The following is an 11905-nucleotide window of genomic DNA, read 5'->3' as shown; positions in this document are numbered from 1 at the left end:
AGCCGCTCGTACTCGTCCCGCCCAGGATGCCTGCGCGGCACGCGCTCCGAACGCCGCCCGGCCTTCCTGGCCCAGCCGAAAGCGGTATTCCGGTTTACCCCCAGCTCACGCGCCACCACGGTCACGTTCCCCACGACATCCAGCCGCGCAACGAAACGCTCCCGCAACCCGGCAAGATCACGCTCAACGCCCACGGTCCTCGCAACTCCCGCAGATCGCGGGTGTTGCGAGGACCGTTAGAACCGAAGGGCGGCGAGCGCCCGGCGGGGCCCTGTGCGTGCGCGCTCCGCTCGGACCGGCGCTCAGGCCCGGCCCGTGATCAGGCCGAGGTGGCCGTCGAAGCGCGGGTAGAGCACCCGGCCCCGGCCGCCGGCCGGGAGCACTGTCGAGCGCCCGAAGACCCACCACCCCGGGCCGGCGGGAACGGCTGTGGCGGCTACCGCAGCCGGGTGCGCAGCCAGTCCTTGACCTCCGGGGTGACCTCGTCGGTCATGTCGGCGAACTCGTCGTGCTTGATCAGGAACTTGGCCACGTACGGGCAGACCGGGACGATCCGCTTCCCGGCGGCGCGCACGTCCGTCAGCGCCTCCTGGACCAGCTGCCCGGCCAGACCGCGGCCGGCGAAGGCCTCCTCGACCAGGGTGTGGTAGAAGACGCGCTGCCCGTCGAGGTCCAGGTACTCGGTGAAGCCGGCGAGTTCGCCGTCGATCCGGATCTCGTACCGGTGCAGGGCGTCCGACCGCTCGACGACGGGGGTGCCGGGGGTGCTCATCGCGGAGGCCTTTCGTTCGCGGGGCCCGTACGGGCTTCTGGTGCGGGGTCGGGGTAGTCCTTGACCGCGGGCCGGGTGGGTCGGGCCCGGCGGGTCGAGGCGAGCGGGCCGGTTGGGCCGGCCGGGCGATGGGCGGAGACCGCAGGGCCGATCCTGGTGCCCCGGCGCGCCCAGCCGCCTAACGTTGGCGGGACGTCGGCGGAACACCGGAGGAGTGGAGGGGCGGGATGCGGGTGCGTTCCGCGAAGGCGACTCGGCTGCCGCCGTCGGGGTCGGGCGTCGCACCGCTGCCGGCGCTGGTCCGGTACGGACACCGCTCCTGGCTGATCCCCGCGGTGCTGCTGGTGGCGGTGGTGGTCGTGGACGCGCTCACGCCCAGGTCGTTCGCGTCCATCAGCTGGCTGGCCCTGGTGCCCGTGGTGGCCGCCGGGCTCTGCGGTCCGGCGGCCACGGTGCTGTTCTCCTGCCTGGTGGTCGCCGCCTACCCCGCCCTGGACAGCATCTGGGCCAAGTCCCAGGGGATCGAGGACTTCCTCCTGGTGGTCGCCGGAGGCGTCCTCGCGCTGCCGCTCAGCGTCTTCCGGGCCCGGGCCGCCACCTATGTCCGCCACCTCCAGGGCGCCGCCGAGGCCACCCGGCAGGTGGTGCTGCGCCCGGTGCCGCCGGGCTGGGGCGGGGTGGACTCGGCGGCCCGCTACCTGGCCGCGGACGTCGAGGCCCGGGTGGGCGGCGACTTCTACGACGTGGTGGCCACGCCGTACGGTGCCCGGGTGGTCCTCGGCGACGTCCAGGGGAAGGGACTGCCGGCGGTCTCCGCGGCGGCGGCCCTGGTCGGCTGCTTCCGGGAGGCCGCCTTCCGCGAGGCGGACCTGGCGACCCTCGCCGCCCGGCTGGAGGAACGGGTGCACCGGCACAACCTGCTGGCCTCGCGGCTGGGGGAGCCGGAGGAGCGGTTCGTCACCGCGGTGGTCATCTGGTTCCCCGAGGACGCCCCGGAGGAGATCGAGCTGGTCAACTTCGGCCACGACAGCCCGCACGTGCTGGGCCCGGCCGGCGTCCGGCAGCTGCCGCACGGCAACGGCGTGCCGCTCGGGCTCACCCAGCTGGCCGACGGACTGCCCGCGGTCCAGCGGCTGCGGCTGGGCCGGGACGAGACCGTCCTGATCGTCTCGGACGGGGTGACCGAGGCCCGGGACCGGCAGGGCACCTTCTTCGCCCTCCGGTCGCAGCTGGAGGAGCTGGTGCGGCGGCCCGGGGCCACCGTGCCCGAGCACTTGGTGGAGGCCGTCGCCGCCGCCGTCGTCCGGCACACCGGCGGTCGCCGGACGGACGACACCGCGCTGCTCGCCGTCCGGCGCAGCGTCGGTGCGGACTCCGGCTGAGCGCAGCGCAGGCGGTGGGTGCGCGGTCAGCCGGGGAGGGAGGCGAGGGCCGCGGCCAGCCGCCGGGCCGCCTCACCGGCGACCTCGGCCAGGCCGCCGTCGGGGCCCGCCAGGGTGACCAGGGTCTGCGGGTCGACGGCCTCGACCACGGTGGCGTCGCCGTCCCGGCGGACCACCACGTTGCAGGGCAGCAGCAGCCCGATCCGGCGGTCGGCGTTGAGCGCCCGGTGGGCGAGGGCCGGGTTGCAGGCGCCGAGGATCAGGTAGTCCTCCAGCTCCGCGCCGAGCTTGTCGTGCAGGGTCGCCCGTACGTCGATGGTGGTCAGCACGCCGAAGCCCTGCTCCTTCAGCGCGGCGGTGACGTCCGCCACCGCCTGCTGGAACGGCCGGTCGAGCCGGACGCCGAGTCCGTAGTCCACGATTCCTCCTCGGGCTGCGTCATTCGCCCGTCGCCCAGTATCGACCGGCCCCGGTCAGGCCCGCAGCTGGGGGACGGCGAGCGTGGGGCGCGGGATGCGGCTGATCACCGAGCCGATCAGGGTGCCGATCGACACCCCGAACACCGCGGACACGGCGGCCAGCACCGACTGCGCCCCGTTGCCGACCTCGATCTGCGCGGTGTTGAGCAGTCCGAAGGAGCCCGGCACCACGATCCAGAACGCCGGGAGGTAGAGCACCTGCCAGAGCGGGCCGCCCGGCAGCCAGTGCACGACGGTGGCCGCGACCGCGGCGCTGACCGCGCCGGCCAGGCCGCCGATCGCGGCCCCGTGGACCTGTCCGACCGCCACCTGGACGGTGACGCTGACCGCGATCACCGCGACGATCCACGGGATCGCCGAGGGCGGGGTGGCGACGTTGACCACGACGCCCGCCACGGCGATCGCCAGTCCGATCCCGATCACCCACCAACTCGGCTCGGACACCTGGGTGTTGGCCAGCGCGCTGGCCGGCATGCCGATCGCGGTGGTGGCCGCGGCCACCCCGGCGAGGAACAGTGCGAGCTGCACCGCGCCGGACACCAGCCGGGCCGTCCCGGCGCTGGCGGCGCCCGCGGCGACCTCCGACAGCCCGGTGACCAGCAACCCGCCGGGCAGCAGGATCGCCAGGGTGGCCACGATGGTGCGCAGCGGCCCGTCCAGCAGGCCGGCCCGGGTGAGCGACAGGACGAGCAGTGCCACCAGGAACCCGGCCGTCACGGGCAGCAGCGGGCGCAGCCGGGGCAGTCGGCGCGCCAACATGGTCAGGCCCGCCACGATCAGCGAACCGGCCCCCGCGGCCAGCACGTTCGCCGTCACGGGCTGGAGGAACAGGCAGACGCCCACGCCGACCGGAAGCGCCCCCAGGTCGGCGACCCAGGCGGGCCAGCGGGCGGGTGCCCGGCGGATGCCGTCCAGTTCGGCCAGCGCCCGGGGCCCGTCCAGCTCGCCCGAGCGCAGCCGGTGCACCAGGTGGAGGACGTCCGCGGTCTGCTCGAACCGCAGCGCGGCGTCGACCGGCTGGAAGCGGGTGGCCTCCGTCGGGTCGAGGGCGACGAACAGCCCGTTGGTGAGTGCGGCGACGCGTACGTCGGGAGCCCCCAGCGCCCGCCCCAGCCCGCGGAGCTCCTCCTCGACGTCGTGGACGGGAAGGCCCCCGCCCAGCAGGGCTTCGCCCAGTTCGAGCAGCAGGCGGCGGAGCGGGTCCGGTGGGGCTTCGTCGCCCCGGACCGATGGAGACTTGCTAGACATGGCAGGTATCGTCCCATCCCACCCGGATCGGTCCGACTCTGCCCTGGTCTGATCGTTCGTCCCGCCCGGGTCGATCAGTTGTGGACGACCCGGACGGGCTGCGCGGGGCACGGATCAGTTCACGGTGACCGCCGGAGCGCCGGACTGGCTGGTGTCGGTGACCGGGCCGTAGCCGGCCGAGAAGTACCCGTCGGCGGGGCAGAGGCCGGAGCCGCCGCTCTTGGCGAAGTGCTCGTTGGTGAAGGTCAGACCGTTGCTGCCGTTGTCGGCGCTGCCGGTGAAGGCGCCGCTGAGCTGGTAGGTGCAGGTGATGGTGCCGAACCAGCTGTCGAGGACGGCGGTGGCCTGGATCGGGCCGGCGCTGCCACCGGTGAGGGTGACCGGCAGGCCGGTCCCGTCGTCGACCGAGACGCCGTAGGGGAGGGTGTCGACGGTGAGGCTCTGCACCGAGGTGACGCCGGTGACGTTGGCGGTGCAGGAGTCGAAGGTGAGCCCGGTCAGGGACTCGGTCGCGACGCCCGGGGCAGCCGGGTTGGTCAGCACGGTGGCGGAGTACTGGGAGGTGGCGCAGGTGACACCAGTGGTGCTGGTGGTGGTCGAGTAGAAGGTGGCGCTGGTGCCGGCGGCGAGCGGTGCGGCCAGGGCGTCGCCGGCCGCGACGGCGCTGCCACCGGCGGTCAGCACGGGTCCGGCGTCGGCCGGGGCGGCGGAGGCGGGGACCGCCGCGGCCAGGGCGAGGGCGGCGAGGGCGGCCGGTACGGTCCAGCGGGGGAGTGCGCGCATGGGACAGCCTCTTCCTCGGTGAGGGGGCGAGAAGACGACCTTTCGCTGCTCCCGGAAGGTGGGGGATCGGGGAGCTGACTACGTTCTAGGACCGTGTCGGTGCGCCGTCAAGGCACTGCGGACAAGTTGCTGACTTTTCGTCAACAAGGCTTTGCCGAAAGCATCGCGCCCGCTCACGGCGGCAGCGGCGTGACAGCGATCCGACAGTGGCCGAAAGCGATCCGACAGCGTGCTGACAGCGGCGGGCGGAAGACTCCGTCACGTCCGGTCGGAAGACTCCTGAGACTCCCCAGAGCCACTCGACTGCGGTGATTCCTGTGATGCATCCGACTCCTGCGACCGACGAGAGAGCCGCCCGTGCCCCGACCTCGCCTCACCGCCACCCTCCGCGCCGCAGCCGCCGGCCTGCTGTTGGCCGGCCTCACCCCGGCCGCGGCCTCGGCCGCCGCGCCCGCCCCGCCGGTGCCGAAGCTGACCTGGACGAAGCCCTGCACCCCCGGCTTCCAGTGCGACACGGCCCAGGTGCCGCTGGACTACCGGGACCCGCACGGCCGCTCCATCGAGCTGGCGCTCATCCGCCGCCCCGCCGACGACCAGGCGCACCGGATCGGCACCCTGTTCTACAACCCGGGCGGCCCGGCGATCCCGGGCACCGAGGCCCTGCCCGCCGTGGCCCCGTTCTTCCCCGAGCAGGTGCGCAAGCGCTTCGACCTCGTCAGCTTCGACCCGCGCGGCGTCGGTGCCTCCACCACGCTGCGGTGCTTCCCGGACCAGGCCGCCGAACAGGCCCTGCTCGGCGGCCTTCCGGCCGGCTACCCCGTCGGCGCGGAGCAGCAGTCGCGGTGGGCCGACACCTACGCCCGACTGGGCCGGCAGTGCGCCGAGAACGACCGGACCGGTCTGCTCGCCCACCTGTCCACCGCGGACGTCGCCCACGACCTGGACCTGCTGCGCCGGGCCGTCGGCGACCGGCGGCTGAACTACCTCGCCACCTCGTACGGAACGTACCTGGGCGCCACGTACGCCAACCTCTTCCCGGGGCGGGTGCGCGCCATGGTCCTGGACAGCGCCGTCGACCCGGTCGCCTGGTCCACCGGCCGCGCCCCGCAGGACGCCGCGCTGCCGCCCTTCCTGCGCACCGGCAGCGACCTCGGCTCGGCCCGCACCCTCGACGCCTTCCTCGACCGCTGCGGCGCCGCCGATCCGGCGAACTGTGCCTTCTCGGCGGGCAGTCCGGCGGCGACCCGGGCCAAGTTCGCCGAACTGATGGACCGCCTGGACCGCGGGCCGGTCACCGTCGGCACCGGGCCGCAGGCCTACGACCGGGCGACCGCCGTGTCCGCCGTCGCGCTGCTGCTGTACTCGGCCCAGCCGGTGCCGCAGCTCGGCACCACAGGCTGGGCCGGCCTGGGCCAGCAGCTGCAGAGCCTGTGGACCGCCCCCGACACCCCGGCGGCGCCGCTGCCGACCGGCGCACCGTCCCGGCAGACCCAGGTCCTCGGCGTGCTGTGCGCCGACACCGCCGACCCGCCCGCGAGCGCGGACTACCCGGCGCTCGCCGACCTCGCCGGGGCTCGCTCCGGCGACCTCGGTCCGTTCTGGGTCTGGCAGACCCAGCGCTGCGCCGCCTGGCCCGCCGAGGCCACCCGGGACCGCTACACCGGGCCGTGGGACCGGCGTACCGCCGCGCCCGTCCTGGTCGTCGCCAACACCGACGACCCGGCCTGGCCGTACGAGGGCTCCCGCGCTCTGGCCGACACCCTCGCCCGCGGCCGGCTGCTGACCGTGGACGGCGACGGGCACACCGTGCTCGGCAACCCGAGCGGCTGCGCGTCCGGCTACGAGGAGCGCTACCTGGTGGACGGGGAACTGCCGCCGCCCGGCCAGGTCTGCGCCCCGGACCGGCGGCCGTTCCAGTAGCGGTCGCTGATCAGGTCGGCCCCGATCCGAGGGGGCGGGAACCCCCGTGCCGGTCGGGGCCGGCCGGTTCAGGGCTTCCGGCCGCCGCGGTCGTCGGACCGCTCGTCGGACTGCTTGCCGGACTGCTCGTCGGATTGCTCGTCGGATTGCTCGTCGGACTGCTCGTCCGACCGATCGTCGGACTGCTCGTCCGACCGATCGTCGGACGGCTCGGGGCCCTGCGCACGGTGCCGCCGCAGGTACCAGACCAGCAGGGTGACGGCGACGACCACGGCGATCGTGACGGCGGCGACCCGGCCGACGGTGCCCTCCACCTTGGCGTAGGCGGCTCCGGCGAAGTAGCCCAGGAGGGTGAAGCCGACGCCCCAGGCGAGCCCGCCGAGGGCGTTGTAGAACAGGAACCGGCGGTACGGCATGCGGGCCATCCCGGCCAGCGAGGGCACCAGCGGGCGGACGAAGGCGATGAAGCGGCCGAGGAAGACGGCGGCCGGCCCGCGCCGGCGGATCAGGTCCTGCACGGTGTCGGCCTGCTTCTCGTGGCGCCGCAGCGGGCGGGTGCGCAGGATCGCCGGGCCGAGGTGGCGGCCGATCTCGTAGCCGGCGGAGTCCCCGAGGACGGCCGCGCAGACCACCACCAGGACCATCCAGCCGAGCGAGACGCTGCCCTGGTGGGCGATGAAGCCGCCGAGGACGGCGGCGGTCTCGCCGGGGATGAAGAAGCTGAAGAACAGGGCGTCCTCGGCGAAGACCATGCCGCCGACGGCCGCGTACACGACCGGGCCGGACAGGCTGCGCAGCCAGTCGGTGATCGTGTCCATCGGCCACACCTCGTCGGTGATCGGGCCCCTTTCCGCCCCAATGTAACGCTTGTCGCCCCGCCCGCCCCGGCGGGCCGGGAGGGACGGCCCGGCGGACGGGGGAGAGGACGGCCCGGCGGGCGGGGGAGGGCCCGCTGGCCGGCTTCCTTAGCGGAACGTTAGATCTGCGCGGCGGTCCTTGCCGCCGTCCGGCGGGCGGCGGCACGCTCTGGGGCACCCACCCGCCGCACCAGATCCCGGGAGCCGCCATGTCCCCGTCCGCCGCCGCCGTCCGTCCGCAGCCGCCCGGCGAGGAGCGCGCCCGGCGGCGGCTCGCCCTGGTCGGCGGGTCGCTGGGCAACCTGGTGGAGTGGTACGACTGGTTCGTCTACGCCAGCTTCGCCGTCTACTTCGCCGACGACTTCTTCCCCGGCAGCAACTCCACCGCGAAGCTGATGAACACCGCCGGCATCTTCGCGGTCGGCTTCCTGATGCGCCCGGTCGGCGGCTGGCTGCTCGGCCGGGCCGCCGACCGGCACGGCCGCAAGAGCGCCCTCACCCTGACCGTCACCATGATGTCCGCGGCCGCCGTGCTGATCGCCGCCGCCCCGACCTACGCCCAGGCCGGCTACCTCGGCGCCGTCGTGCTGCTGCTCGCCCGGCTGCTCCAGGGCATGAGCATCGGCGGCGAGTACGCGGCCAGCGCCACCTACCTGACCGAGGCCTCCGCACCGAACCGGCGCGGCCTCGGCTCCTCCTTCCAGTACGTGTCGATGACCTGCGGCCAGCTCCTCGGCCTCGGCATCCTCATCGTCATGCAGCACACCCTCAGCAGCGCCCAACTGCACTCCTGGGGCTGGCGGGTGCCGTTCCTGCTCGGCGCCGTCTTCGCCGGCGTGGTGCTGTGGCTGCGCCGCCGGCTGCCGGAGACCGAGGCCTTCACCGCCGCGGCCGGCGGCCGGGAGCAGGACGGCGCCCGGGGCACCCTGCGCAGCCTGTGGGAACACCGGCGCCAGGCCGTCCTGGTGATGGCCCTCACCCTCGGCGGCACCGTCGCCTACTACACGTACACCACCTACCTGACCAAGTACCTGATCGGCAGCGCCGGGCTCGCCAAGAACACCGCCACCCTGGTCAGCTTCACCGCGCTCGCCGTCTTCGCCGCGATCCAGCCGCTGGCCGGCCTGCTCTCCGACCGGATCGGCCGCCGCCCGCTGCTGATCACCTTCGCGCTCGGCTGCACCGTCGGCACCTACCCGCTGATGACCGCGCTCGGCTCGGCCTCCGGCTACTGGTCCGCGCTCGGGCTCTCGCTGGTCGCGCTGGTCATCGTCACCGGCTACACCTCGATCAACGCGGCCGTGAAGGCCGAACTGTTCCCCACCCGGATCCGCGCCCTCGGCGTCGCCCTCCCGTACGCCCTCGCCAACGCGCTCTTCGGCGGCACCGCCGAGTACATCGCGCTCTGGTTCAAGAACAGCGGGCACGAGTCCGGCTTCTTCTGGTACGTCTCCGGCTGCGCGCTGGTCTCCCTGGTCGCCTACGTCCTGATGCCGGACACCCGGCACGCGGTGCTCAGCCCCGAGGGAGCCCCGACGGCGGCCGCCGCGGCCGAGGCCGTACGGTAGTGACCTCACAGGTGGGGAGGGGTCCATGCACATGCTGCTCGTCGAGGACGACGACCGGATGGCCCAGGCCCTCGCCACCGCGCTCGCCCGGCGCGGCCACACCGTGCGCCGGGTGGTCCGCGCCGCGGAGGCGCTGCGGCACGCCCGGGAGGCCGAGTTCATCCTGCTCGACCTCGGGCTGCCCGACCTGGACGGCATCGAGCTGCTCCGCAAGCTCCGCACGGTGTGCAGTCTGCCGCTGATCGTGGTCACCGCGCGCAGCGAGGAGCGCGACGTCCTCCAGGGCCTGCGGGCCGGCGCCGACGACTACGTGGTCAAGCCGTTCCGGATGGGCGAACTCCTCGCCCGGATCGACACCGTGCGCCGCCGCAGTTCCGCTTCCGAACAGGCCGGCGGCCAGCGGCAGGTGCGCACCGGCGACGTGGCGATCGACCTGGCCGCCCGCACGGTGACCGTCGACGGCACGCCCGTCCGGCTCACCCGCCGGGAGTTCGACGTCCTCGCCCTGCTCGCCGCCCAGCCCGGCGACGTCCGCTCGCGCGAGGAGATCCTCGACCGGATCTGGGGCGACGCCTTCCTCGCCTCCTCGCGCTCACTGGACGTGCACGTGGCCGGCATCCGGGCCAAGACCGCGCGGGCCGGACTGGTCCGCACCATCCGCGGCTACGGCTACCAGCTCGGCGCACTGGACGGTCCGTGAGGCGCCGCCTGCTGGCCGTGCTCACCGCGCTCATCGGCACCGCCGTGCTGCTGCTCGCCCTGCCACTGGCCGACTCCTACGCCCGCGGCCGCACCGAGCACCTGCTGCTGCAGCGCCGGGCCGACGGCGTGCGCTTCGCCGAGCTCGCCGACCGGATCCGCACCGACGCCGACCGCCGCGAACTCGACGCCGAACTCACCCGCTACGCCCAGCTCTACGGCGCCGCCGTGACCGTGGTCGACACCGCCGGGCACATCGTCGGCCGGGCCGGACCAGCCCCGGGCGGCACCGCCGCGCGGCAGGCCCAGGACCGCGCCCTCACCGGCCGCTCCACCGAGGAACTGCCCACCGTCCGCCCCTGGGGCCCGGCCCGCGTGGTGCTGGCCGAACCGGTCGGCCAGGACGAACGGGTGGGCGGTGCCGTTCTGTTGACCGTCCCCACCGACGCCGCGCGGCACGACGTGCTGGTGCGCTGGGTGCTGATCTCGGCCGGCGCCGTCACCGCCTTCGGCGCCGCCGCGCTGGTCGCGGCCGGGATCGCCCGCTGGCTGCTGCGACCCGTCCACGAACTCGACCGCGCGGTCGCCACCGTGGCGGGCGGGCGCTTCGAACTGCGCGTCGCCTCCGACACCGGCCCGCCCGAACTGCGGCGGCTGCGAAGGAACTTCGACGGCATGGCACAGACCGTCGCCGAATCGCTGCGCCGCCAGCGGGACTTCGTCGCCGACGCCTCCCACCAGCTGCGCAACCCGCTGGCCACCCTGGTGCTGCAACTGGAGAACGCCGAACCGCACGTCCGGCCGGGCCCCGGACGGCAGGCTCACGCCCTGGCCCTGGACGAGGCGGACCGGCTGGGCGAACTGCTGGACGGCCTGCTGGCGTTGGCCCGGCTGGAGGCGGCCATCGCACCGGTCGAGGAGCAGGACGTGTCCGCGGCGGTGACCGAGCGGGTGGCCGCCTGGACGCCGGTGTTCGAGGCGGGCGGGCTGGACCTGACGGCGGACGTCGAGCCGGGGCTGCGGGCCCTCGGGCTCCCCGATGCGACCGGGCGGATCCTGGACGCGCTGCTGGACAACGCGAGCAAGTTCGTACCGGCGGGGGAGCGCGTCCGGGTGGTGGCCGCCGCCGCGCCCGAGGGGGGTTCGGTGGTCCGGGTCACCGACACCGGCCCCGGTGTTCCGGCGGACCAACTGCCCATGCTGCTACGGCGTTTCGCCCGGGCACCGGAGCACCAGAACGTCCCCGGCACCGGCCTCGGCCTGGCCATCGCGGACGAACTGGCCCGCGCCTGCGGCGGATCGCTGACCGTCGGCGCGACCAGCCCGCACGGACTGACCGTCGAGTTCGGACTGCCCGGGGTCCGGGACACCGGGCTCATGCGTGGGCGCTGATCTCGCCGCCGGCGCCGAGCACGATGTAGACGCCGTTGGCGTCGAGGCCGTCGTCGTGCTGGTTGGCCTCCATGGTGCCCATCACCGCGTTGTCGTTGCCGATGATGTCGGCGCGGTAGTGGAGTTCGCCGACCTTGGTGACCTTGGCCGTCCAGCCGCCCGCGAGCTCGAAGGTGCCGGGGCCCTGGTGGGAGCCGCCCATCCAGGCGTGGACCGTGCCGTCCAGCGCGAGCACGACGAACATGTCGTTGGCGTCCACACCGGCGTCGTGGCCGTTCGCCTCGACCGTGCCGAGGACCTGGCCGTCGTGGACGATCCTGGCGACGTAGTGCTGGTCGCCGAGCTGCTGGATCTCGACCTTGCTGCCGTCCGGGAGGGGCTGGCTCTTCGTCCCCTTGCCGCTGCTCGCCGGCGGGGTGCTGCGGTGCGAGCCGGTCGGGGTGGCCGAGGCGGTGGTGCCGTGCGTGCCGGGCGAGGCCGGCGGTGTGGCGGTGGCGCTGGGCGCGGTGGAGGCGCCGGGGGTCGGGGTGACGGCGATGGTGGTGGTCGGCGCGGCGGTGCCAGGCGCGTCGGACGAGCTGCTGCAGGCCGTGGCGGCGGACACCAGCAGAGCGGCGGCCAGGACGGTGCCGGCCAGCGTGCGGACGGCGGGGGCGCGGCGGGTCGTCGAGAAGGGCATGCGGGTCTCCTGCGCGAAGTACGGGTGAGGGACAGCCCGTTGACCGCGCCGACCCGGACGGGGAGCGGTGGGCGACGGAACGGCGTGCACGATCGAAGGTAGTCCGGGCAGTCGACGGAACGGAGC

At 74.5% G+C, this 11905-nt stretch carries 11 protein-coding genes and 1 pseudogene; 5 read left to right on the top strand and 7 right to left on the bottom strand.

Features of this window, described 5'->3' with window-relative positions; translation table 11 throughout:
• Both ACWCYO_RS20075 and ACWCYO_RS20070 read right to left on the bottom strand, forming a co-directional pair.
• Positions 1–194: pseudogene (locus tag ACWCYO_RS20075) on the bottom strand (IS30 family transposase); the annotation flags it as partial.
• 242 nt (positions 195–436) lie between these two features.
• A complete protein-coding gene (locus tag ACWCYO_RS20070) occupies positions 437–772 on the bottom strand; it encodes a GNAT family N-acetyltransferase (RefSeq protein ID WP_449784963.1) in 336 nt (111 codons plus the stop codon).
• 227 nt (positions 773–999) lie between these two features.
• Here ACWCYO_RS20070 and ACWCYO_RS20065 point away from each other — a divergent pair, with 227 nt between their 5' ends.
• Positions 1000–2154 carry a PP2C family protein-serine/threonine phosphatase gene (locus tag ACWCYO_RS20065; RefSeq protein ID WP_449784962.1) on the top strand — a complete coding sequence of 385 codons (1155 nt, stop codon included), beginning with the start codon at positions 1000–1002 and terminating at the stop codon, positions 2152–2154.
• A gap of 26 nt (positions 2155–2180) precedes the next feature.
• Here ACWCYO_RS20065 and ACWCYO_RS20060 read toward each other — a convergent pair whose 3' ends face one another.
• The 3 genes from ACWCYO_RS20060 to ACWCYO_RS20050 all read right to left on the bottom strand — a co-directional run bounded on the left by ACWCYO_RS20060 (position 2181) and on the right by ACWCYO_RS20050 (position 4664).
• A complete protein-coding gene (locus ACWCYO_RS20060; protein ID WP_270149726.1) occupies positions 2181–2573 on the bottom strand; it encodes a DUF302 domain-containing protein in 393 nt (130 codons plus the stop codon).
• A 54-nt stretch (positions 2574–2627) separates the two neighbouring features.
• Positions 2628–3881, bottom strand: coding sequence for a threonine/serine exporter family protein (locus tag ACWCYO_RS20055; protein ID WP_449784961.1), 1254 nt, complete (start codon positions 3879–3881; stop codon positions 2628–2630).
• Positions 3882–3995: 114 nt separating this feature from the next.
• Positions 3996–4664 (bottom strand): Tat pathway signal sequence domain protein, encoded by a 669-nt coding sequence (locus tag ACWCYO_RS20050; RefSeq protein ID WP_449784960.1) that lies wholly within the window; start codon positions 4662–4664, stop codon positions 3996–3998.
• A gap of 357 nt (positions 4665–5021) precedes the next feature.
• Between ACWCYO_RS20050 and ACWCYO_RS20045 the strand changes: the two genes are divergently transcribed.
• A complete protein-coding gene (locus ACWCYO_RS20045) occupies positions 5022–6584 on the top strand; it encodes an alpha/beta fold hydrolase (RefSeq protein WP_449784959.1) in 1563 nt (520 codons plus the stop codon).
• A gap of 68 nt (positions 6585–6652) precedes the next feature.
• Here the strand turns inward: ACWCYO_RS20045 and ACWCYO_RS20040 are convergent, their stop codons facing one another.
• A complete protein-coding gene (locus ACWCYO_RS20040; RefSeq protein ID WP_449784958.1) occupies positions 6653–7402 on the bottom strand; it encodes a VTT domain-containing protein in 750 nt (249 codons plus the stop codon).
• 248 nt (positions 7403–7650) lie between these two features.
• Here ACWCYO_RS20040 and ACWCYO_RS20035 point away from each other — a divergent pair, with 248 nt between their 5' ends.
• From ACWCYO_RS20035 to ACWCYO_RS20025, 3 genes are read left to right on the top strand one after another with little or no spacing between them, the layout of a single operon-like run.
• Positions 7651–9009 carry an MFS transporter gene (locus ACWCYO_RS20035; RefSeq protein WP_449784957.1) on the top strand — a complete coding sequence of 453 codons (1359 nt, stop codon included), beginning with the start codon at positions 7651–7653 and terminating at the stop codon, positions 9007–9009.
• 25 nt (positions 9010–9034) lie between these two features.
• Positions 9035–9709: a response regulator transcription factor gene (locus ACWCYO_RS20030; protein ID WP_449784956.1), complete on the top strand. Its 675-nt coding sequence runs from the start codon at positions 9035–9037 to the stop codon at positions 9707–9709.
• Complete coding sequence (locus tag ACWCYO_RS20025) at positions 9706–11100, top strand: ATP-binding protein (RefSeq protein ID WP_449784955.1); 1395 nt, start codon at positions 9706–9708, stop codon at positions 11098–11100. Before ACWCYO_RS20030 ends, ACWCYO_RS20025 begins: the two co-directional genes overlap by 4 nt.
• Here the strand turns inward: ACWCYO_RS20025 and ACWCYO_RS20020 are convergent.
• Positions 11084–11779: a hypothetical protein gene (locus ACWCYO_RS20020; protein ID WP_449784954.1), complete on the bottom strand. Its 696-nt coding sequence runs from the start codon at positions 11777–11779 to the stop codon at positions 11084–11086. The genes ACWCYO_RS20025 and ACWCYO_RS20020 overlap by 17 nt on opposite strands.
• Positions 11780–11905: the final 126 nt, after the last annotated feature.

It is taken from the genome of Kitasatospora sp. NPDC001683, assembly GCF_053596495.1.
This window is presented reverse-complemented; position numbering and strand designations above follow the sequence as displayed.